General features: G+C 36.6%; 17 protein-coding genes and 1 tRNA gene. 4 read left to right on the top strand and 14 right to left on the bottom strand.

Annotation, left to right across the window (positions count from 1 at the left end):
* Positions 1–2: 2 nt before the first annotated feature.
* The 3 genes from JCM15579_RS06935 to kduI all read right to left on the bottom strand — a co-directional run bounded on the left by JCM15579_RS06935 (position 3) and on the right by kduI (position 3,094).
* A complete protein-coding gene (locus JCM15579_RS06935) occupies positions 3–1,265 on the bottom strand; it encodes a DUF4861 domain-containing protein (protein ID WP_054717713.1) in 1,263 nt (420 codons plus the stop codon).
* A 159-nt stretch (positions 1,266–1,424) separates the two neighbouring features.
* Positions 1,425–2,216 (bottom strand): gluconate 5-dehydrogenase, encoded by a 792-nt coding sequence (locus tag JCM15579_RS06930; RefSeq protein ID WP_172677388.1) that lies wholly within the window; start codon positions 2,214–2,216, stop codon positions 1,425–1,427.
* Between the two features lie 35 nt (positions 2,217–2,251).
* Entirely contained in the window at positions 2,252–3,094 is an 843-nt protein-coding gene (gene kduI / locus JCM15579_RS06925) for a 5-dehydro-4-deoxy-D-glucuronate isomerase (protein ID WP_054717710.1), read from the bottom strand.
* Positions 3,095–3,417: 323 nt separating this feature from the next.
* Here kduI and JCM15579_RS06920 point away from each other — a divergent pair, with 323 nt between their 5' ends.
* Complete coding sequence (locus tag JCM15579_RS06920) at positions 3,418–4,440, top strand: LacI family DNA-binding transcriptional regulator (RefSeq protein ID WP_054717707.1); 1,023 nt, start codon at positions 3,418–3,420, stop codon at positions 4,438–4,440.
* 247 nt (positions 4,441–4,687) lie between these two features.
* On the opposite strand, the gene JCM15579_RS06915 is transcribed toward JCM15579_RS06920, so the two are convergent.
* From JCM15579_RS06915 to JCM15579_RS06890, 5 genes are all read right to left on the bottom strand, one after another.
* On the bottom strand, positions 4,688–5,893 hold the full coding sequence (locus tag JCM15579_RS06915) for a thioredoxin family protein (protein WP_054717704.1): 1,206 nt from the start codon (positions 5,891–5,893) through the stop codon (positions 4,688–4,690).
* Positions 5,894–6,159: 266 nt separating this feature from the next.
* The gene (locus JCM15579_RS06910; RefSeq protein ID WP_054717701.1) at positions 6,160–7,548 is read right to left on the bottom strand and encodes a RagB/SusD family nutrient uptake outer membrane protein; all 1,389 of its coding nucleotides are present in this window, start codon (positions 7,546–7,548) and stop codon (positions 6,160–6,162) included.
* A 12-nt stretch (positions 7,549–7,560) separates the two neighbouring features.
* Positions 7,561–11,043, bottom strand: a complete 3,483-nt coding sequence (locus JCM15579_RS06905) for a SusC/RagA family TonB-linked outer membrane protein (RefSeq protein ID WP_054717698.1) — start codon at positions 11,041–11,043, stop codon at positions 7,561–7,563.
* Positions 11,044–11,557: 514 nt separating this feature from the next.
* Positions 11,558–12,745 (bottom strand): FecR family protein, encoded by a 1,188-nt coding sequence (locus JCM15579_RS06895; protein ID WP_054717692.1) that lies wholly within the window; start codon positions 12,743–12,745, stop codon positions 11,558–11,560.
* Positions 12,746–12,801: 56 nt separating this feature from the next.
* Positions 12,802–13,374, bottom strand: coding sequence for an RNA polymerase sigma-70 factor (locus JCM15579_RS06890; RefSeq protein ID WP_054717690.1), 573 nt, complete (start codon positions 13,372–13,374; stop codon positions 12,802–12,804).
* Between the two features lie 447 nt (positions 13,375–13,821).
* On the opposite strand from JCM15579_RS06890, the gene JCM15579_RS06885 reads away from it, so the two are divergent.
* Together JCM15579_RS06885 and JCM15579_RS06880 are read left to right on the top strand one after the other, a co-directional pair.
* On the top strand, positions 13,822–15,477 hold the full coding sequence (locus tag JCM15579_RS06885; RefSeq protein ID WP_218186091.1) for an RluA family pseudouridine synthase: 1,656 nt from the start codon (positions 13,822–13,824) through the stop codon (positions 15,475–15,477).
* 188 nt (positions 15,478–15,665) lie between these two features.
* Positions 15,666–15,753 (top strand) — tRNA-Ser (locus JCM15579_RS06880).
* Positions 15,754–16,017: 264 nt separating this feature from the next.
* Here JCM15579_RS06880 and JCM15579_RS06875 read toward each other — a convergent pair.
* From JCM15579_RS06875 to JCM15579_RS06850, 6 genes are all read right to left on the bottom strand, one after another.
* Positions 16,018–16,641 (bottom strand): DUF6266 family protein, encoded by a 624-nt coding sequence (locus JCM15579_RS06875; RefSeq protein ID WP_054717684.1) that lies wholly within the window; start codon positions 16,639–16,641, stop codon positions 16,018–16,020.
* Between the two features lie 66 nt (positions 16,642–16,707).
* On the bottom strand, positions 16,708–16,935 hold the full coding sequence (locus JCM15579_RS06870; RefSeq protein ID WP_054717681.1) for a hypothetical protein: 228 nt from the start codon (positions 16,933–16,935) through the stop codon (positions 16,708–16,710).
* Between the two features lie 358 nt (positions 16,936–17,293).
* Positions 17,294–18,073: a GldM family protein gene (locus JCM15579_RS06865; protein ID WP_172677387.1), complete on the bottom strand. Its 780-nt coding sequence runs from the start codon at positions 18,071–18,073 to the stop codon at positions 17,294–17,296.
* Between the two features lie 933 nt (positions 18,074–19,006).
* A complete protein-coding gene (locus tag JCM15579_RS06860) occupies positions 19,007–19,747 on the bottom strand; it encodes an NYN domain-containing protein (RefSeq protein WP_054717675.1) in 741 nt (246 codons plus the stop codon).
* A 138-nt stretch (positions 19,748–19,885) separates the two neighbouring features.
* Positions 19,886–20,971: a 3-oxoacyl-ACP synthase III family protein gene (locus JCM15579_RS06855; RefSeq protein ID WP_054717672.1), complete on the bottom strand. Its 1,086-nt coding sequence runs from the start codon at positions 20,969–20,971 to the stop codon at positions 19,886–19,888.
* A 580-nt stretch (positions 20,972–21,551) separates the two neighbouring features.
* Positions 21,552–22,271 carry a hypothetical protein gene (locus JCM15579_RS06850; RefSeq protein WP_054717669.1) on the bottom strand — a complete coding sequence of 240 codons (720 nt, stop codon included), beginning with the start codon at positions 22,269–22,271 and terminating at the stop codon, positions 21,552–21,554.
* A gap of 294 nt (positions 22,272–22,565) precedes the next feature.
* Here JCM15579_RS06850 and JCM15579_RS06845 point away from each other — a divergent pair, with 294 nt between their 5' ends.
* On the top strand, positions 22,566–22,910 hold the full coding sequence (locus JCM15579_RS06845) for a hypothetical protein (protein ID WP_054717666.1): 345 nt from the start codon (positions 22,566–22,568) through the stop codon (positions 22,908–22,910).
* Positions 22,911–23,079 lie beyond the last annotated feature (169 nt).

Genomic DNA, 23,079 nt, shown 5'->3' with positions numbered 1-23,079 from the left:
ATCTATTTTATACTTACCACGATTGGCGAACTCAACTCTTCAGCTTGCTTCTTCATTAAGTCTTTAAAACTTTCCTTCTTGGCCCAGTTTGCATCTTCTTTTTCCCAAACTGCAAAAAAGTAATGTGTAGCTGCTTTGTTATTCGAAATCTTCTGAGTTACAAAGTGAGTTTCTCCAACTGGCTGATTCCATCGGCTGCCTTTAATTACATTTTCCGACAATAAAGGAGCATCACCTGTTCTTACTTTCTCAGCAGATTTCACAAGAATTCCCAATCCAAGGAAATCCTCATTCATTGATTGCTTGTCGTGAGTAGCAACACCTGTGAATTCTTTGTTCGCTTCAAATTCAAATGGCTTTTCCTCTTTCAAATAGCTGGTAACAATTCCTGTTGCCAATTCAGCTTCTTCTTCAAGACCTTCAACAGTAACATCACTTTGGAACCAATATTTTCCAGCCCAAATCGAAATTCTTTCAGTAGCATTCAACATCTTACCATCAACATTCCAACCTGATAATTTCAAATCAAAAATAGAACGCACAGGACCACGAGATACAAGCTGAAATTCGAAACGCTCAACACTTCCTAATCGATAAAGAGAATCTTTGTGAAACATTGCTAAACCGCCAGATCCCAATGATGGTCCAACGTGCAATACATCCATTCCCCAATCTGATAATTTGTGGTAGGAACCGCTTGTTTTGGTACCGATTTTATTCATCACCATTTCAGGAGAAAGCTTACCGAATAAGTCTTTTGCATTGCGACAATCGAAGTAGTTACGGAATCCCATTATATCATTTTCCCAGCTTACACTTTCCGCCTGATATTTTACAGGAACTCCAGTATATCCTTTGGGAGAAACTGCCTGATCAACACCTTCAAATCCTTCTTCAATACTACCTTCGCCCAAACGAACATTGGTACGGATGGTATATTGTGGAATTTCATTTAATGAAACCAATTTTACTTGAGGACGTTTGGTTTCATTTGAGGCAAAATTGCTAACAAATACCAACTCATCCCAATTTCCATCACGGTCCAAATCATCAACCTGTGATGGTATATGTTTGCCATCGGCTCCTAATACAACAGGAACCTTATCGGCAGGAATTTCACCTACTAATTTCTTTACATCTGCCCTGCTGATTACAACAGGTGCATCTGTTCTATTTTCATGCAATTCATTTTTCAACTCTAAGGACGGAGTTGTACAGGACTGAAAAACAAAAGCCAAGGCAGCAACAACAAAATATCTTTTCATGGTCTTTTCTATCAAAAGTGCTTATTCAACTAGTTCTATAAAAGAGAACTTATAGCCAATCGGTAAACTAAAAAAGGAAAGGAAGAGTTATGGGCTCACTCCCCAGCAACGCCATTATTTATTCATTCTTCCTTTCCATATTGTACACAACTTTACTAACTATTCTTCGTTTGAAGGTTTTCCAATGGTAGCAAGAATACCACCATCAACATACACCACATGTCCATTAACAAAGTCTGATGCTTTTGAAGCAAGAAATACTGCTGTACCTCCTAAATCTTCTGGATCACCCCATCGAGCTGCTGGCGTACGGTTAATGATAAATTCGTTAAATGGATGACCATCAACACGAATTGGTGCTGTTTGAGAAGTGGCAAAATAACCAGGACCAATTCCGTTGGTTTGGATTCCGTATTTCGCCCATTCTGTTGCCATATTTCTGGTCAACATCTTCAATCCACCTTTTGCCGATGCATAAGCACAAACATCATTACGTCCAAGTTCACTCATCATTGAGCAAATGTTAATGATTTTACCTTCACGGCGCTCAATCATTCTTCTACCAACGTATTTACCCATAATGAAAGGACCTACCAAGTCAATATCAATTACCTGACGGTAGTCTTTTACTTCCATATCCTGCATAGGAACACGCTTGATGATACCAGCGTTGTTTACAAGAATTCCAATAGGACCAATCTCATCTTCGATTTGTGCAATACCTGCTTTTACTGCTTCTTCATCGGTAACATCGAAAATGTAACCGTGCATTTCAATGCCTTTTTCAGCATAAGCTGCTTTACCTCTTTCCAAAGCATCTGGCGAAATATCATTTACAACAATTTTTGCCCCTGCTTCTGCTAAAGCGGTTGCAATGGCCATCCCAATACCATGAGTAGCACCAGTAACCAATGCAACCTTTCCTTCTAACCTAAATAAATCTAAAATCATAACAACTACTATATAATTAATAACACAACAACTTCTTAACGCAATTCATCTGGTTGACAGATATCCATATCACCATAGTCAAGGTTTTCACCTCCCATACCCCAGATAAAAGTGTAGTCACTTGTACCGGCAGCCGAGTGAATCGACCAGGTTGGAGAGAAAACAGCTTCCTCGTTCCCCATCCACAAGTGACGAGTTTCTTTTGGTTCTCCCATAAAGTGACAGATTGCCTGACCTTTTGGCACTTCGAAATAGAAGTAAGCTTCCATTCTTCTGCTATGCGTATGAGCTGGCATGGTATTCCATACACTACCTGGGTGCAACTCGGTCATCCCCATTTGCAATTGATTGGTTTTAATGGTATCCGAAACAATCAACTTGTTCAAGGTTCTTCTGTTCGAATTTTCTGGCTCACCCAATTCAATGATGATTGCATCTTCACGTCCAATTTTCACTGTTGGAAATACTTCGTGAGCAGGAGCTGAGTTCATGTAGAAATGAGCAGGATTTTCAGCATTCTCACTGCTAAACAAGATTTCTTTTTTTCCTTTTCCTACATACAAAGCTTCTTTATAGTCCAGTTCGTATACTTCACCGTCAACCGAAACACTTCCTTTTCCACCTACATTAACTATTCCTAGCTCTCTTCTTTCCAAGAAATACTCCGCCTTTAATGGATCAATGCTTTCTAACTTTAATGTTTCATTTACAGGTACTGCACCACCAACAATCAAACGATCGTACTGTGAGTAAGTAAGGTTAACATTACCTTCTTCCATGATATTCTGCACCAAATACTCATCTCTTAATCGATTGGTATCGTAGTTTTTAGCATCCGCTGGATGGGTAGCATATCTTTCTTCGTATTTCAATCCCATTGCTAACTATTTTAATAATTTGAAAAATTCTAACCGAGTAGGGTGATCTGTTTTCTCACCCCTCGATGGATACAAAGAAAGAAAATGCAAATGAATCGTGCAATCGATTGTCTTTATATTCTTGTTTTTTACTTTTTTCAATCGATAATAAAACCTACCAAGACAATAACAAACACTTACTTTTCAAAGCTTTTACAACTCACTATATTTTTTTCTATTTAAATTTATTCTGCACAATCGATTACCTTTTATTTGTCACATTAAGGCTATTTATAAAAATTTATTGCATCTTTGTAGCGTGAATTAATACCTCTATAATTAAAATGAAGAACGAGAATAACGTTACCATACACGATATTGCCAAAGCATTAAATATCTCCGGATCGACCGTATCCAGAGCTCTTAATGACAATGCTCGCATCAGCGAAAAGACAAAAAAGGCAGTAAAAGACATGGCAAAACAGTTGGGTTATCAACCCAATGCGCTTGCATCTAACTTGCGCACAAGTTGCACAAATACCATTGGTGTGATTATTCCCAGAATAAGCCGTTACTTCTTCTCTTCTGCAATTACTGGTATTGAGGAATTTGCTCGCAAAAAGGGTTTTAACGTTATCATTTGTCAATCCAATGACCTGGAAGAAAGAGAATCCGATTGTGTACAAACGCTTTTTGCTTCGAGGGTAGATGGTGTAATCTCTTCGGTAGCCTTGAAAGCTGAAAACTACGACCACTATAAAACCTTTACCAACAGAAATATACCACTTGTATTTTTCGATAGAGTTGTAGACGAATTAGAGACAAGCAAGGTAGTGGTGGATGATTTTAAGGGTGGATTTATTGCTGCCGAACACCTTATTTCGAAAGGATGCAAACGAATTGCACACATTAGCGGACCACAACATTTGAATATATATATCAATCGTCTTCAAGGCTTTTTAAAAGCAATGCGCAAACACCATATCGATATTAATGAAGAATTAATAATTGAAAGTCCATTAACCCGGGAAGATGGTTTGAGATGTGCAAAAACACTTTTGGAATCAGACAATCCGCCTGATGCTATATTTGCTGGTAATGATACAACTGCCCTTAGCATTATTCTTTATGCCAAAGAAAAAGGGATTAAGATACCCGAAGAGGTAGCAGTAGTTGGATTCAGTAATGAACCGTTCTCGGAATACCTTAGCCCATCTTTAACCACGGTAGAACAATCAGGATTTGATGTGGGAACCAAAGCAACAGAACTTTTATTGGATATTATCCAGAACAAAACTGGCAACAGGCAGGAAACCATAGTTCTTCCTGTTAATTTAATTGAACGAGAATCTTCGAACAGAAAGTAAGCAAGTATATCTGATCGCATAGAGAGTGCTAAAAATGAACATTTCTCCTTAAGATTTCAAATTGAGATCATAATTGCGAGAAGTTTTCACCAAAACAAAAGAGGTTGTCTTTCTATTTAGACAACCTCTTCAACAACAATAAAATTGAGCCAACAATACCAAAAATCGGATTCAATTCTAATGAAAAACAACAATTAGTGAGATCACTGGCACTTAAAGTTTAAGTTAGCATCTATACACTCAATATTTAGTCCAAACTCTTCAAAATACTCTCAATATATTCTCGTTCCATATTTGTTCGAGAATCTGTCTTTCCTTCTATTTCTTTTAAGCATTTGTTTCCTATTTTTTTTGCTTCCTCAATATCTCCTGCAATAAAATAGGCACAAATCTCAGGATAACAAACTCCTCTTTCGACTGGCCAGTTTTTCTTTAATTCTTTTGTCCACTCAAGCACAACTTTACGATTCTTAAATGTCGAGTAATCCAAATTCCCTTTAGCCATAAAAAGTCGCAATATCAACTCATTATATACTCCTGGATTTTTTGAAGAGAATTTTTGAATATACTCTTTTGCTGCTTTTTCAAAAGCGACAAAATCAGCATTCTTTATACCACTCATCCATGCCGCTCTAGTGGCAAACATATCCAGTTCCTCAAACCCAATTTGTTTGTATTTTTCAATTACCTTATTGTAATTAGAGCTTCCGTATTCTTTTTGCAACTCATAATCAATTTTATTATCCACTGCTCGCATTACTTCAAAAGGATAAGCAACTTTAAAGTAATCTTTACGGTGCTGTACAAGATATTTGAACACCTCTCCGTCCAAATCTAGTTTCACTACTGCCAAAGCTTTGAAGGTTAAGCTATCCAACTTCTGCTCCTCGGTCAATCCTTTAAAATAGGCATTGAATTCTCCTTTAGAATTTTTATCAAAGGCAAAGTACTTTATAGCCACTGGTAGAGAACGATCTCCATTATGCCACTTCGCAATTGCAGACCCAAGTCTCTTGTTTTCATCAAATACAACCTTTGCTTCAGCAACTAACTGTTGCGGTCCTTTAAAACCTGTAGAGACATGTAAAAGTTTTCCATCACCGTCCAACCACATTAGCGTTGGGTATGCTGTCACATGATACTGATTCGCAATTTCCTGGTTATTGCTGTCCTTTTTATCAGCTTGCAGTTTAAAACACACAAATGATTTATTGAAATAATCTCCCACAATCTTTTGCGGAAACACCTCCTTGGATAACTTCTTACATGGACCACACCACGAGGTATAAACATCCACAAAAAGGGGTTTATTTTCCGTTTTAGCCTTCAGTTTTGCCTCTTCAAAATTTCCATGAAAGAACTCAATTCCCTGGGCTTTAATACCCAAAGAAACACTGAATAACAAAAAGAAAGTCAAAATACCTTTCTTTTGGATTCCTTTAAATACATTCATAATCTTCTTTTTTTACAATATGGTTAGAACTACTACTTAATCTTTCCGACCGTAATTGGGCCAATACTCCACTCCATATAATTGCGATTCTGGAATTATACAGCATATTAAAAATTGAGCTAGAAAACTTTCTTCTCCAACAAAAAAAAGACAATACGAACTTGGTTCAGCCACTGATTGTGGATAAACAAAATAATCTTTCTTGTCTGGAGGAACTAACTTCAATAAACCTGAGGCATTGCCTTAGCAATACCTCAAAATATTATTTATCTAGGATTCTGCTCTATTAATGAGTTCAATTCGATTACTTTACGAGGAATTGGAAGAATGTATCTTTTACTTCCTGGTTCCAAAGTATAGCTTTCGCCAAACAAAGTACGATTGATGGTTTTGGCAGTTTTTGGATCCTTATTCAATCGCTTTAAATCGAACCAACGAAGACCTTTGAATAAGGTTTCTCTTCTACGCTCATCAAGAATCAACTGTAACAAAGCATCTGGATTAGTTTCTGTAATCTCCGGCGTTCCAGTTACATATCTTTTTGCACGAACGGCATTCAAAGCTACAAGAGCTCCGTTCACATCATTATCGCGAAGTTTTGCCTCTGCTTCGGTTAGAACAACTTCACCCAATGAAATCCCACGATTAAAATCTGCTATATCAGAACATCTGTATCCATTTGGGTCCAGATCAAAGGAATTGTACTTGTAATCTGTAAAGAAATTTTTGAAACGCAAGTCCGAAGACTGATCCATTATTGCTAATAAATCATCAGAAACATAGTACTGGCTTGAAAAATCAGATTCCCATTTGTAAAAAATTACATCTGGTTTCTCCCATCCACTGAAAGGAGGCCAATTAGTAATTCCAAAATCCGGTTGTCCTGGTGTCTCTTGACCAATGGTATTGTAATCCATTAGTTCCGGCATCATAGTTCTCACTTTCTCGGCATATTCCCAGGCTTTTTTATAATTTCCCTGGTAAAGGTAAAGGCGTGCTAATAACCCAAAAGCTGCAGGCTTTGTTCCCTGAAAGGTATAATCTGCAGCATTGGAAAGGAGCTCTGCAGCCTCTTCCAGATCCTGGCGAACCTGATCGTAAACCTCTTTAACTGTTGACCTTGCATAAGTAAGGTTAATATCCGATTCTAAAGGCATAGGTACACCCAAATCAGTAGAAGATGTGTTCGCATCAAAATGTTTCCCATACAAATTCACCAAAACAAATAATGAATTAGCCCTGTTTATCAATGCATTACCTTTTACAAAATTACGTGCATACACTCCATCACCTTCTGGTGCATTGTCTATGTTTTCAAGAATGTAATTGCACAAATAAATCACATGATAAAAGCCAGTCCAATCTCGATCATCACTTGTTGTTTCATACAGGTGGTCTGCCCATACATAGCTATTTTGACCTGCAGATGACACCCCAGAAGCAACAATATCTGGCAACCTACTATCATCTGACATCAAAATTGAGTTAGCATGACTATACGTTATTGCATTATCATCATATGGATCAAATGCATCAAGAATCATCCCCAAATCATCTATTGTTTCAGGGATCAGATTTCCTTTTGGTGTTTCCTCAACAAAACTTTCGCAAGAAAAAAGGAGTAAGGAAATAAGAGCTATATATATATTTCTCATGATATTCGGTTTTTACAAGTTTAATTTTAGACTAACAGTATACTTGGCTCTTACTGGTAAAGAAAATGGTGAACCAAAGCCTGAATTAGTTAGATAATCACTATCCAAATCATATCTGTTGGCCGCCCAATACCATACATTCTCTGCACTACATCTAATTGAGCCTCCCTTTACAACAGGTAATTTCTTACATAGTTTGTTTAAATCGTAAGCCAAACTAATGCTCTTCAATCTTATAATATCTCCATCATCAACCAGGTAATCACTGTATTTTACAGCATTAATTCTAGCCCCAGAAACAAATCCCGGACTTGCATCTAACTTAGGTACCCATTTGGTCAATTCATCGCCAGGTTTTGTCCAACGATACTTTTCAGACATCCACTCAGTAGGATTAAAATCGATAAAGAAAGAATTGTCAGGCGCAGGCATTCTCACCTTATGTCCTAGTTTGTAAGTTACCAATATGCCCAAGGTAAAATTCTTATATTGGAACGTATTGGAAAGGCTACCAAACACTGGCGGTGTACTTCTACCCATGAATTTGTGATCATCTATTGTAAGAGAGTACATCGCTTGATAAGGTAGTTTTGTATCATCTCCTTTCTTCATAACTTGAGGTTCTCCATTAGCATCCAATCCTCCGTAACGAAGAGCTGCAATATAAGAAATTGGCTTTCCTTTCATTGGAGTCTGGAAATAAAGACCACTTGCTGAAGGAGTATAACTAATTGAAGTCACCTCATTGTGGTTGTAAGAAAAATTCAATCCTGCATCCCATTTCAACTCATCGTCAAGAATGCGTCCGTTTAGAGATACATCCACACCTCTATTTCTAACTGTAGCCGCATTTTTAAGAATACTTCCCCATCCTGAAGTAGGATCGTTGTTCACATTGCTTAACAAGTCCTTTGAATTTTTTTGATAGAATTCAACAGACCCATGCAAACGATTATTCAGCATCGAAAAATCTACCCCTAGATTTAATACATTGGTTTTTTCCCAACCTAATTGTGGATTTTCAGGATTGGTAATAGAAAGGTAATTTAGCCCCGTTAAAAAAGTAGATTGATCAATTCTACCTGTAATATCCGGTCCCGTGTTTTTGTTGATATTCCCACTTAAACCAAATGAAGCCTTAACAGCTAAACTATTGATCCAATCACTGGAAAAAAACGACTCTTCAGACAATTGCCATTTTCCACCCACAGACCATGACGGGTTGTTTCTGAATTTTCTTGAATTCACCAACATGTTGGTTTGGTCCAAACGTACACTGGCAAACACATTATACTTTTCTTTAAAAGTTACTGCTCCGGTACCAAAATAGGACGCATACTTTTCAACTGTTTCTCCTACCGATGGAGTGTATCTATACGATGTATAGGTTCCTGTATATCCTTTTACCTTTCCTGCCTGTAAGGAAGCCAAGTCAATAGCCTCATGACTAAGTGTTTTATCATCATAACCAAACAATCTGTTGCTATTAAATCTGGTTTTAAGTGAATACAACTCGTTTCCGGCCATCAACTTCACTCTAAAATCATCATAGGTAAAATCATACTGAAGCGTGTTCCTAACAGCGAATGAAACCATTCGTGTATTGGAAAGATCTAAAAGACCACCTTTCTGAGGCATATGATACCCAACAATTTCTGGTGTATATGGATCATCCACCTCTGTATATTGATTCTTTAAAGCTCTAACAGCATCATGATCTCTTCCATACAAATTACGCCCTTCAATTCGTCCTGTCTCATAACTGCCATAGGTAGTAAATTTTAATCCTTTAAGCAATTCCAATTTCAGTTTAGCTGAAGTAGCGAAATTAATCGTCTCCTGCTCATTATCATTCGTTCTTACCTGGCGTAGGTTATTCGAAGTCCAATCCAAAAATCCATTTGCTTCCAAAAGATCTCTGTATTCCTTAGAAATGCCTTTGTTTTGATCTACATAGTCGCCATTCTCATCCAATACTCTTTCATAAGGCAACATACTCCATGCACTTCCATCTCCATTGTTTTTGTCATTCTGGTAAGTTCCTCTCACCCCCAACTGCAAATCAACACCTTTCGCAAGGTTGATATCCGTATTACCAATGAAATTTACCTTATCTGAAGAATTGCCAACTAGCTCCTTATCAGTCTGATCATAATTTAGCGAGAAATAGTGAGAAATTTTTTCATTTCCTGCCGTTAAGGAAATGTTGTGTTGCTTCACCACCTTACGTCTGTAAAACAGATCCTCTATTTGACGTTCATTATCAAAAGAACCAATGTTCGCAACTCTGGCTTTTGCTTCTTCCAATGAGATCGTACCATCCTGCACATAATCCATCCATACTTTCTGAATTTGATTGTATCCCTGGAATGGTGACCACCTGAAGATCCCTTTACCCAAACTTCTTTCAAACTCCAAAGCGGCATATTCAGAAGCATTTAATCTGTGATAATCTCCTACGTCAACTTTATCTTCTATGCTATAGTTCCCAGAATAACTTATTGAAACCTTACCGTCTTTCGTTCCTCTTTTGGTTGTAATTACAATAACTCCATTGGCGGCTCTCACCCCCCAAATTGAAGCAGAAGCTGCATCTTTTAGTACCGAAATCTGATCTATATCATTGGGATTGATGTTCATTGCAGAACTTTCCAATGGAATTCCATCCACTACAATAAGAGGTTTTGTTGTGGACATAAGGGTACCCTGACCACGGATCATCAGATTGTTATCCTTATCTACATATACACCCGTAGATGCACCAACTAATTTCTCTCTAAAGTCGGTAGAAACAACACGGTCCAATTCTTCATTTTCAAGAATCGTGAATGATCCGGTTGCTCTCCCTTTCTCAATGGTCTGAAGTCCTGTAACCACAACTTCTCCTAAAGTTTCAGCATCTGTAGTTAATTTGACATTCAGTATACTTTGCCCTGTGTATTTAACTTCCTGAGGAATCATTCCTACGAATGAAAACACCAACACTGTTTCGTCTTGATCAATTTCCAAATAATAATTTCCATCGATATCAGTGGCTACCCCAATATTGGTTCCTTTGATAACAACAGAAACACCAGGAAGTGGAACACCTTGATCGTCGGTTACTGTTCCTCTAATCGTTTTTTGTTCCTGAGCTTCATTGGTAGAATTAATTTCACTTTGGGGTTTATCAACAATTAGGATTAAATCCTTTTCTACCTTAAAGGTTTTTCCAAGTGGCTCCAAAATTTCTTTCACCACTTCTTCCCATTCCATACCCTGAAAGTTTACTTCTTCAAGCATATGATTTTTCAGCTCTTCGCCACGATACAAAAAGCCAATTCCAATTTGACTACTTATCTCTTCCACCACTTCTTGAACACTTACAGATTTCATTTGCAAGTCCACCTTACCACTTTGCATACCAGCATAACCAGGCAAGCTCAAACAGAGAATGAGCATGAAGCTTAAAAATCTTTTGTGCCATTTGTAGACACCATTTGGTTTTTTTTCCATAATTTCGAGTTAGATTTAAGTTATTTGAATACCTAAGTATTCTTTTAATCATCTTAAAACCGATAAAGTGTGCAGCTTTATCGGTTTTTATTTTCACTTAACTACAGGTAAGACACGTGGAAAAAAATATAGGGTGGGTATATTTATTAATTTTTCTAATCATACCTCTTTCCTCCTTACAGCACAACACACCTCTTAATAAGATGATTAAACAATTAAATCTCTAAACAAGATACAAATTGTTTTACTCAATTTTAAATGATTGATTCTTATCATCCACCTACAATTTATTGCGAAATATTTGATAATCTGCTAGAACAATAGAAGTATGCATTTTTATAATACCCGGCAATTCAACAGCAAATAAATATCTACCGTTCTTTATTTTTTTAATAAATCTATTCAGGGTTCTTAGTATGAAAACGTAATCTAACCAAATAAATTGAGGATTTAGACCATAAATAAAGGTGTCTTCTTTCGAAGACACCTTTATTTATATTTTGCAATATTCTATTTATACTTTCTCTTGAACAATTACGGCATTATCCTTAATCACAAAACTTACATCAGACAGTTGTTCCAATAAATCAAAAATATCCTGTAAGCTTTCGTATTTTTTCATTCTACCGGTAAAATAATTTTCTTTCACTTTTTCATTAACAAAAAAGAAATCAACATCATACCAGCGAGATAGGATCAACGACAAATCTTCAAGGTTTATATTATCCAATACAAATACTCCATCTTTCCATGCAGTAAAAATACTTGCATCTACAGCATTCACCTCTATTTTTTTGTTCCCTTTTGAATAACAAGCTTGAAAATTGGGAGACAAGACTGTTTTTATCTTATTATCTATTCCTTGAGCGAGTACTTCAACCTTACCATTTACTAAGGTAGTTTGAATTTCCTTTTCATCGGAATAAGCTTTCACATTAAAAGCTGTACCCAAAACCTTTACATTTAAATCATCAACCTTTACAATAAAGGGCATCTCCTTATTATGAGCAACTTCGAAAAATGCTTCACCCGATAAATAAACGATACGTTTATCACCAACAAATTTTGTCGGATATTTAAATGATGTTGCCGAATTCAACCATACCTGGGTTCCATCAGCCAATCGCAACTTATATTCTCCTCCCCTTGGTATTTTTAGCGTATTGTATGTTTCTGTTTCAAGCAAGTTTTGATTTGATTGGTATTTTAACAACCCTGAAACATTCTGTATTTCAGTTCCATCTGATTCTCTCACTATTGTATCTCCTTGCTCGAGACTTACCACTTCTCCATTCGCTAATAACAATTCTGCTTTTGAAGATCCTGGTTCAATTGTTTCAATTCCACTTGCCAATGTATTTTCATCAAACTTATTTGTATTCAATATTAAATATGTAGCAATACAAATGGGTATTAATATGCTTGCAGCATATCTTAACACAACAGCTAATTTTATCTTTTTTCCTTTCTTTTTGGCTATATGTTTTTTGAATTCTGCAATGGCTTTCTCTGTATCAGGTCTTTTCACCTCTTCATTTTCTGCAGCAACATAAAAGGACTTGGATCGTTCAACGTATTTTTTGTGCTCCATCGAACACTCCAACCACTCTTCAAATTCAAGTTTTTCAGCTTCAGAAACACTTCCAAATAAATTTCTGGAAATCACTGACCAATCTATATTTTTGTTCTTTTTGTTACTCATCTCAGATTTATGACACTTACATATCTAATTAGGGTGGTTAAAAATTTAGAAAAGATTTACAAATTTGTTCTGAATAATAACAATATCATCAGCTTCAAATAATCATCAAAGTTACATTGACGTAAAAAACGATAAGCTCTCTTCATGTGATCCTTTATCGTATCCACCGACAATCCCAATTCTTCGGCCACTTCTTTGTATTTCATATCCTGCAAAACACACATTTTAAAGGTTATTCTACACTTTTCCGGTAAATCTTCTACTGCATGTTTAATCCTTCCAATCAAGTCTTCATCATCTACCATCTCATAATTACCCGCAAACTGAATGGCATCCATTTCTTTCTTACGATACTTATCTTCCACTTGCAAATGTCGAAGATAGTTCAAACATTTATTCCGAATGGTAGAATATAAATATGACTTTAACGATTTGGTGATTCTTTGACTTGAGGCTGATTCCCAAAGTTGATAGTATGATTCCTGTACAATATCTTCTGCAATATCCAACTGATACACATAAGTTTGTGCAAACACAGTAAGATCTGCATAATAAAGCCTGTAAAGCTCTTCAAATGCCTTCTCTTTTTTCTCTTGTATACCTTTCAGTAAGTCAGACTGGGAGTTCAAAATGGAATTATAATTTGGTTATTTGTCCGCAAGATAGAAAATTGTACGAATAAAATACAAATCGTGTTTTGCCTAGAATCAACATCTCAATACCCGAATGCTTTCTTCTCAAGAATTCTGAAATGTATTTTTAGACTTAAACTTAATAATCATATTAATCTGTCAAATGCAATGATTTAGCAGGAAACAAACGCATCCACAATGAAATATCTCTAAAGGAATTCTAAACAATATTATAAGCTAATCTTGATATGATATCTTACCAGGATTTTAAACAACAATTTCAATAAATTCACAAGCAAACACAACTTTTCGTTTCGCTCACCACATCACTTAATCATGTAAAATCATAGATTCGTTCCACTCCCTCTCTCTGCAAAATATAAGCCCTGAACTTGAAAAACTTTGGAGCTATTTTATTGCATGTAGTTTTAAAAACCATTTCTTTTGCAAAACAAATTTGTATTCTCTTATTTTCAAAAACGGATGCATTGCTTTATCCCCTTCAACAAACCATTGGAACACAAAGTACTTCCTGAGTGCTTTACCAATCCATTTGACTATACGCCTCATCCTTTATGCGTACAAGCTGCTGAAGAACTTCAAGCCAAACTTGGGGCGCCAAATCCCAACTCTAAAGGTAAAATGTATGGTGTGTTGATTGTAAAAAATCACTTCGACGAAATTGGATACATTGCGGCTTATTCAGGCAACGATCAAGCTCAAGAAATTCAGATTCCATTTGTACCACAAGTATTCGAAATCACCAATCCAGATGGATTTTTTCGAAAAGGTGAAGCTGAGTTGAATCAAATCAATCAAGCCATTTGTAAGGAAGAAAATTCGCCGGACCTAAAACAATTGCAAAAAGAACTGAATAATGAAGTTCAAAATGCAAATGACACTTTAGAAGCAGTGAAACTTGACATGGCTAAAGCGAAAAAAGAAAGACAAGTCAAGCGAGCAGAAGCTAACAATCATCCTGACAAGGAAAGCATTCTAAAACATCTTGTAAAAGAAAGCCAAACAGAGAAAAGTAAATTTAACAAGCTAAAGAAAGAGTGTAAAGAAAAGATTGAAAGCTTACAATTAAAAGCGGATGAGCATTACCACCGAATTACAGGTTTAAAACAGGCGCGTAAAACTCAATCAGCTCAGCTGCAAAAGCAAATATTCGACAGCTATCTTTTTTTGAATATTGAAGGAAAAGAAAAAAGTGCAAACGCTATTTTTAAGGAGAGCGAAGCCAAGGTTCCTCCAGCTGGTGCTGGTGATTGCTGTGCTCCTAAGTTACTACAATATGCATTTCAGAACAAACTGAAACCTATTGCTATGGCAGAATTTTGGTGGGGAACCTCTCCCAAAAAAGAAATCCGTAAACATGGCTACTTTTACCCATCGTGCAAAAGCAAATGTGAACCCATACTAGGACACATGCTAAAAGGGATGAGCATAGAAAAAGCAAAGCAAGAAGATAAGAACCTATCCATAAAAGTCCTCTATGAAGATGATGCCATTGCCATCATCAACAAACCTTCAGGTTTATTGTCAGTTCCGGGAAAAGAGATGCAAGAATCGGCATATACTCAAGTAAAAGCTCTGTATCCTGATGCTGATGGACCTCTTATTGTTCATCGTCTTGATATGGCTACTTCGGGCATTATGCTTATTGCCAAAACAAAATCTGCACACGTAAACCTGCAGAAACAGTTTCTTAGTAAAAGCATTCAAAAAAGATATGTGGCTCTATTGGATGGTATTATTGAGGAAGATTTTGGCACTATTGACCTACCCTTGCGTGTTGATTTGAATGATCGCCCTCGTCAATTGGTTTGCTTCGAACATGGCAAGCCTGCTTTTACCAAGTGGAAAGTTGTTGAGCGTACTCCATCGAAAAGCAAAATACACTTCTATCCTGTCTCTGGGCGTACACACCAGTTACGGGTACATGCAGCTCATCCACTCGGATTAAATACCCCAATCGTAGGTGATCCGCTTTATGGTCTGAAAGCTGATCGTTTAATGTTGCACGCCGAGGAAATTACATTTGTGCATCCATCAACACAGAAAAAGATAAATTTTGAATGCCTGGCAGAATTTTAAACCTATTTCCTCCATGTCGACAAGTTATTTTAAGATGTATTTTACCTCTGATTTACAAACACATCCCCTTAAACCTTCCTATTTTCAGGATAAATAAATATGTGAATTGTTAAATTTTATATTCTCGATCTTTTTAAAATCTGCAATTTTATTCTACTTTTGTGTGCAATCTCAATTATTGCAACACTGGAAAGGTGCAGGAGTGGTTGAACTGGCTCGCCTGGAAAGCGAGTATACGCCAAAAGCGTATCGGGGGTTCGAATCCCTTCCTTTCCGCTAAAGACAACTTTTATTAAGTTGTCTTTTTTTGTCTACATACAACCTAAAGATCAGATTTTTACGCATATATTTCATTTGTGTAAATAATAACAAATCACCTATAAAAACCATAATAAAATCAATCCAACATTGGTGTTTTTTACTTTCCAAAAAACAATGGGAGTAACATAGGAGTAACATTTTTTTCACTTTATTACTATTATATACAAAAAGCTGCCACGAAAATCGCAGCAGCTTTAAGCACCCTAAAATTACAAAATCTTAAGTAACGTTAACCATTTGGTATTGGTCCAAAGAGTATTCGTCAGCCTCAGCTGTTCCAAAGAAAGCGTAAATGTGAGTTGCACCTGCTTCCACTGGAAGTGTAATCTCTGCAGATTGATCAGATCTTGCTGCAGTGGAATGGATCATATGAACTTTTGAACCACTCATTACAAGCAAATGTAATTTATCACTAGCATTCCCAACTCCAGTAGCGCTTTCATCCTTCCAACTCATCTCGATTCCTGATGACACTTCGGTATCATCCTGGATGGTAAGATTAGCTGGCAAACTCAAATTACCTACTGATGCTCTAAATTGAGAGAAGTTTGATAAATCTCCCGTTTCATCAAAGGCAGCAATGTTTGTTTTCACAAACAAATTGTAGCCGGTCATTTTTCCTGCAGAAAGATTCCAAACAGGACGAATGAGTGTTTCCAACAAAGAAGAGGCGAAACTAACAACAGCTTTGAACCTACTGCGTTGCTTTTGTTGCCCTTCCGTATTTGATGCATTTGGTCCAGGAAGTGACTTGATGTAATTCACACCTTTCCAACTGCTACCTACTACTGAGCCCACTTTCCCCGTAAATGGCCCCAGAATTCCTTGATTGTATTTCCCCATAATTAAAGGTTTTTGGTTAGTATTGAATTAATAAACATAGAATTGAGACAGATACAGACTTAGTCCCTAAGAGGTATTAGGCTGTTTCTTTCTCTCATCCAATTTTTTCCACCAGCGCTTTAGCAGTGCAACAACAATGGTTGAGATGGCTCCACCAATAACAGAGATTAGTGCTTCCGTGCTATCAACGGGAACTTCCTGTACAGCTTGGATATTTGGACTTCCCATGCCCAATGATTCTGCTACTCCCATGGTGGATAAAGTGCCGATTACAAAAGATGATATCTTATTCATATGATGATGATTTGGTTAGTACTTATAGCAAACTTATGTATCTTTCCAAGAGAAAACCAAACCAATAGATTGATTTGCTTTGACTTACACCATCATGCTTTAAATTAATATTTGGGAAGGGAAATCATCCAGAGGTTTTGCTGCTTTCTGATAAGCATCCAATCATTATCCGGAATGCGGGTGGGATGTCAAGCTTTTTGATGGATTTTTTATGCCCGGAAAAATTGTTTGGATCAAAAAATCCATCAAAACTTTGTATAAGCTTGACTTGTTGGCTGAATTGCTAAATTCATGCGGGGTAAACAATTGATATTAGAGCGAACAGAGGAAATATCTTTGTTTATCAGAGAGGAGGAAATTAATCAATCGTGAAAACTAGACTACCTAAATTTCTAGGAATTTTATCAGGTCCCACTGCTTTAATATTATGAATAAATACCCTACTTCCTAAACTTAAGCTTTTGATTAATTCCTTCTGCTCGGATGTGAATCTATAACCTCTAGAACTAGAGTCTATAGTATATCCACCTTTAAGAACGGTTAAAGTAAATTGAGTAACAGTAAATTTAGTATCGAAATCAAGATCTTCCGTTAGCTTAGCGTAAATTCCGGATTCTACAAGTAGTCTATTTTTACGAATTTTACCTCCTGTTTTACCAGCGACAATTGATATTGGATTTGGAATTCTTTTTATCCTAAAACATTTCCTATCCACCACTTGCAACTCACCTTGAATTTTAGCTGACACCTTCACAATGCATTTTCTACCTGCAGAGCCTGGTTTTGGTATAATCATATATATATTTCCAACTCTTCTGAAAAATGCATTAGTTACTTGAACGTTAACATGATTTATAGGTATTCCAGGAACATTAATTTCGACCGGATTATCGACTCCATCATATAATACATTCATCTTACTGGCAGAAATAGAAGCATACAAAGGAAACTTTTGCGGTACTTGATCATCTGATTTACTTTCCTTGGTAATATGAGTTGTTTCAGGATTGCTTGGTTTTACATCTGCAGCTGATTTAATTTCCGTTTTTACATTGACATTTTCCTGCTTGCCATTTTCATTCTTAGAGGAATTACATCCTATAGTAAAAAGACAGATGCATACTGTAAGAGAGTACATAAGGGACTTATAAAAGTTCATTATCATTATATTTTTTTGTGATAAATGCGAAGTTAATAAAAACCAATCTAATTACTTAATCACACTTTTTTTGTTTTTTAATGTCTGAATTAAAAATGGGTGGTGGTGGGGTTTGTGGTGGTCAGTAGCGGCCCTTACTACAGAGTGGCGAGCCGCCCGCGAGTGGGAGGGTGTGACTGGCAAGTAAAACAGAAACTGGTTTTCTGTGATTGACAGCCAGCAGTTTTTGGCGGCTTTTTTGAAGCTGTGATGGATGTTGCCGGGTGAAGCACTGAGTGGGTTGTTTTTGAATGCTATCGAATGAGATGTATGAGAAAACAATTGAGTTGGAGGTGCTTGACCCGGGTGCGTAGGTTAAAGTGCTTTGAAGTGGTAAAAAATTTTGCGAGTAAATGACAGTGCTCTCCTTTTGCCTCTCCCCTTCACTATTTATAGCTGCTTCTATTTTATTCGGAATGCAAAATTGTTACCAGGGCAAAGTACTGGCCGTGGCCGCTCAAAAAAGATGACAAAAACTGATAGCACCCGACCCAGCAGGCTCGCTTTAAGTGAGCAATGGAGGCTTTTTTGCATTTGGAGCGATAGCGACAATGGCTCGGAAAGCCGGGAATTGCTGTGAACGACGAGTGGTTGAGCGAAAAAATTGTGACAGGGTTGCGCCTTTGTTGTAGCTAAGATTAATCCTAATTCAGAGCCTCAGTTGGAGTGAGACCCTGAAATTGTTTTTTAAAGCAAGGGTGAAACCCCTGACAAATGCCTGTTGATTGAGTAGCTACTGGTTTGAATGCATGAACCTAATTTAGAGTTCTAGCGGAACAAGAAACAGGATTTTGGAAAGCCCTGGCGGAATTTTTGCCGAGGCCCGAGGAGTGAACGCCTTATCCCCTCTAGTCTATTTTGTAATAGATATTTCTATTTATTCCTCACAAAAATCAACTTGCTCTTTCTTTTCTGACTATCTCGTTGCTCTATTATAAATTTACCTGTTGATTTTATTAATGGGGTTAACTTTTGAAATCCATAGTTTCTAGGGTCGAAATTTGGTTGTTTCTTCTGCAACAAGCTACCAACATCGCCTAAAAATGCCCATCCATCATCATCAGATAAGTCAGTAATTGTTGAAGCAATTAATTTTATCTCTTTTACAGTAATTGCATCAAATGCTTCTTTCTCTAATTCTTTATCTTCTTCGCTTTCCTTCTCTTTAGTCTTAGTTTTCAATATCTCGATGTAAATAAATTTATCACAAGCTACTATAAATGGGTTAGGTGTCTTTTTTTCTCCAATACCAATTACTAACATTCCGGCCTCTCTTAAGCGAGTTGCTAATCTGGTGAAATCACTATCACTAGACACGATGCAAAATCCACCAACTTTTCCAGAATACAAAATATCCATAGCATCAATAATCATCGCTGAATCTGTAGCATTTTTTCCAGATGTGTAACTGTATTGTTGTATTGGTGTTATAGCATGTTCAAGCAAAGCTGGCTTCCAACCTGAAACAGTTGGTTTTGTCCAATCACCATATATCCTTTTTATTGATGGAACACCAAATTTAGTTATCTCATCAAGCATTCCTTTGATAGCAGAATAAGGAATATTATCGGCATCAATTAACACCGCTAAATTTAGGTCTCTATTTTCTTTCATATTTCATTTTAAAATTCAGCATACAATTCTTTAGGATAAAAACATATTCTTTAAGATAACTACTGCCAAAGGCTCTGTTATAATATAAACGAGATTGTAAATGTTTGCATTAGCTATGCTTAGCAATAAATTTTAAAATTATTGCACCTTGTATACAAAAGCATTAATATTCATTCCAGCACCTACAGATGCAAAAACAAGGTTTTCCCCTTCATTTACAGCACAAGCTTCCAATTTCCCTTTTAGGATTAGATCGTACAATGTCGGGATGGTTGCTACAGATGAATTGCCCAACCAATCAATGGTCATTGGCATAACTCCCTGTGGGATATTGTTTATTTTGTATAAACGATATAGCCTTTTCAGTATTGCTTCATCCATTTTTCCGTTGGCCTGATGAATTAAGACTTTGGAAATTTCACTCAAGTGAGTATTGCTCTTTTCCAGGCAGTCTCGAATGGCTTGCGGCACATGCTCGAGTGCATACTGGTACAATTTTCGGCCATTCATTTTTAGGAAATGATTGCTTGCGTTTTTGACATGAGGATTGGATGAGCTGCCCATATACAACATTTTAGAGTAAACCAAAGTGTCTGAACGCATTTTGTGTGCAAGGATTCCTACTGGACATTCACTGCTTTTACCTTCCAATACAATGGCTCCAGCACCATCAGCATACAACATACTGTCACGGTCGTGAGGATCAGAAACTCGGGACAATACATCCGCTCCAATAACCAGAGCCCTTTGTGCATCTCCCGATTTTATGTAATAATCGGCTTGAATAACTGCTTGAATCCATCCTGGACAACCAAAAGTCAAATCGTAAGCAATTGTATTAGGGTTCTTGATACCCAATTTGTGCTTTACTCTTGCAGCAAGACTAGGAACAATATCCAAAGCGTTACTATCACTTTTAACATCTCCAAAATTATGAGCGACAATGATGTAATCCAACTCTTCCCCATCAACGTTTGCCGACTCCAGGGCCTTTACAGCTGCTTCATAAGCGATATCAGAAGTAAGAACATTATCCGACACATGACGCCTTTCCTTTATCGTTGTAATCTCCTGAAATTTTTCAATTATTTCATGATTCGATTTATCGACTTTATCTCCCTTTTCTTCATAAAACTCGCAATCGAGAAAGTCCTTGTTCTTGATACACCGTGATGGGATATAACTTCCCGTGCCCGTTATGATACTGTAAATGGTATGGTTCATAAATAAACGTTATGGATTGTATGATGTCAAATTATATATTGTATTCGAATTGATAAACAACAATATGGAGTTTTTTTTAATCAATCCAAAATTCTAATTCTTTTAATTGATTAGTTAATTTCAATATACACAAATTATTTTTCTATAATCAAAATTATTTGCACATAGCAACAACCCCCTCACTTTTAGTCTAAATTCTCTTGATAAAATTTAGATTTATTTCTACACCACAAAATAAGCTGGACTCATCAAAGCGATACAATTCTTGTATTTCTGCTCGCTATAAAACGATATGGAAACCTGATCGATTATTGTGCTAAGAAGGATATTAATTCAGAGCCTCAGCTTGAGTGAGACCCTGAGAAAAACAAACAGCCCAGTTAAAGCAAGGCCGAATTCACTGACAAATGCCTGTTGCTTGAGTAGCTACTGTTTTGATGCATGAACCCACATTTAGAATACTAGCGGAATAAGCAATCCCGAAAATTCGAGAGAAAGCCCTGACTGAATTTTTGCCGAGACCCGAGGAGTGAACGCCTTATTTCCTATTCAATTTTACCAATGATTCTTCTCTTACAGATCAATAAATCACCTGGCTCCTAATTTTCTTAATTTCTTTCAAAGCGGTTTGTGCATAGTTGAATTCGAAACACCATTTGTCACATTGCTTTCTCTTTGCTGGTTCAATATATCTGTCAAAGTAATAGATATGCTTTACCCTGGCATAGTCGTAATGGAATATATCTATGAATTCATTCAGCTTAAAATTTTCATATTCTTCCATTAATGAATCAATGTGTTTTAGGACTTTCTCCCTGGGTGGATGGTTGTATGGTTCACTTGTTATATCTGCAAGATTCTCTGGAATTTTAAAACGAGGACGTCTCTTTTTACCCTGTCTTAAATCATTGAGGTACTTGTGAAATTTCTCCTTGTCTGCTTCCAGTTCCATGTATGTTCCAAGATTGATTTTTCTGGCTTTTAATTCTTTGTTCAAAGCAAGCAGGTCTTTCCGACTAAAGTAATAAGTCCTAGCCCGGATGAAGTAGTTTTTAAAATTGAATTTTTCAATAATAAATCTACCAGGACGATGATATCCTGCAGTTCTGATAATTTTTGAAATATCATCTTCCGGAATCCACTCTCCTCTTTGGATTTGTAGTTTACGAAATTCTGAAGCTGCTTTTTTTACTGCTTCTTTTGAAAATTGATCACGTTTTGGTAAATCTTGAGTACCTACAACTTTTGCCAGTAAATATTTTAGTTGTTTCAATTCTGTGTAGAGCTTATCTTCATCCATAGCTTAAAATGTTTTTCGGTTTTGCTTTGAAGAAGTTAAGAAGATATTTAATGAATATCTATGGAAAATTTAATGTTGCTTTTAGCTGCCAATACACATTTGATTTTAAAATAAAAATGTAAACTTTTTATCTGGATTGGAAATCCGGAACTCGTGACCCGTAAATTGCAAATTCACGGGAGCTGGGGTATTTAATGAATTCTGTGAAAAACTACATGTTACTTTTTGTCTCAGCCCAAGGAATGATCATCTTTTTTGCTGTATCTTGCAGTTTATTCAAGCAAAATTTGAGGTATGAACCTGGAGATGGAAAGATCGGATATCGATTTTGAAAAGTATGTTGTTTGCTCTGCAGCAAACTATCGATCTGTTGATGGAACGATGAAGCGATGTATCGAATTTAGAGATGATCAAGGTGTTTTGTATTTGGCACCCAGAGAGGATGTACTGAAGTTGAAAGAGGTTCCAAAGAATACTTATGAAACTTATGCTTTAAGATATGACAAGCCTTATGCTGATGGGGTTATTTATTCAAAAGAAACTGTTGATATTCCTTTTTTTGAACGCATGAAACAGAGGGGTATTATTGTGGATTTTGTTTTGGATGAGGTGGGTGTGAAAGTTATTAGGTTAAAATAGTACAACCCATTTTTATGCTTGCGCCCTTTCAGGGCTTTATTGTTTGGATTTATTTATCTCATAGGCCTTCGACCTATGCTGATGCTTATTCCCTTTCAGGGAAAATTCGGTACTTATTTACTATCTTCCTTCAGATACAGAACACGAAATACAAACTTCCTTAACAGGG

It is taken from the genome of Marinifilum fragile JCM 15579, assembly GCF_001310955.1.
GTDB lineage: Bacteria > Bacteroidota > Bacteroidia > Bacteroidales > Marinifilaceae > Marinifilum > Marinifilum fragile.
Note: the sequence above shows the minus strand (reverse complement) of the source record. Positions and strands in the feature narration are given on the sequence as shown.

Coding starts and splice junctions, on each gene's coding strand:
- JCM15579_RS06875 (WP_054717684.1), bottom strand. CDS start 16,641: ATGGGGAAATACAATCAAGGAATTCTGGGGCCATTTACGGGGAAAGTG.
- JCM15579_RS06860 (WP_054717675.1), bottom strand. CDS start 19,747: ATGAAAGAAAATAGAGACCTAAATTTAGCGGTGTTAATTGATGCCGAT.
- kduI (WP_054717710.1), bottom strand. CDS start 3,094: ATGGGATTGAAATACGAAGAAAGATATGCTACCCATCCAGCGGATGCT.
- JCM15579_RS06870 (WP_054717681.1), bottom strand. CDS start 16,935: ATGAATAAGATATCATCTTTTGTAATCGGCACTTTATCCACCATGGGA.
- JCM15579_RS06865 (WP_172677387.1), bottom strand. CDS start 18,073: ATGTACTCTCTTACAGTATGCATCTGTCTTTTTACTATAGGATGTAAT.
- JCM15579_RS06920 (WP_054717707.1), top strand. CDS start 3,418: ATGAAGAACGAGAATAACGTTACCATACACGATATTGCCAAAGCATTA.
- JCM15579_RS06910 (WP_054717701.1), bottom strand. CDS start 7,548: ATGAGAAATATATATATAGCTCTTATTTCCTTACTCCTTTTTTCTTGC.
- JCM15579_RS06855 (WP_054717672.1), bottom strand. CDS start 20,971: ATGAACCATACCATTTACAGTATCATAACGGGCACGGGAAGTTATATC.
- JCM15579_RS06930 (WP_172677388.1), bottom strand. CDS start 2,216: ATGATTTTAGATTTATTTAGGTTAGAAGGAAAGGTTGCATTGGTTACT.
- JCM15579_RS06935 (WP_054717713.1), bottom strand. CDS start 1,265: ATGAAAAGATATTTTGTTGTTGCTGCCTTGGCTTTTGTTTTTCAGTCC.
- JCM15579_RS06905 (WP_054717698.1), bottom strand. CDS start 11,043: ATGGAAAAAAAACCAAATGGTGTCTACAAATGGCACAAAAGATTTTTA.
- JCM15579_RS06915 (WP_054717704.1), bottom strand. CDS start 5,893: ATGAATGTATTTAAAGGAATCCAAAAGAAAGGTATTTTGACTTTCTTT.
- JCM15579_RS06895 (WP_054717692.1), bottom strand. CDS start 12,745: ATGAGTAACAAAAAGAACAAAAATATAGATTGGTCAGTGATTTCCAGA.
- JCM15579_RS06850 (WP_054717669.1), bottom strand. CDS start 22,271: ATGGATGAAGATAAGCTCTACACAGAATTGAAACAACTAAAATATTTA.
- JCM15579_RS06845 (WP_054717666.1), top strand. CDS start 22,566: ATGAACCTGGAGATGGAAAGATCGGATATCGATTTTGAAAAGTATGTT.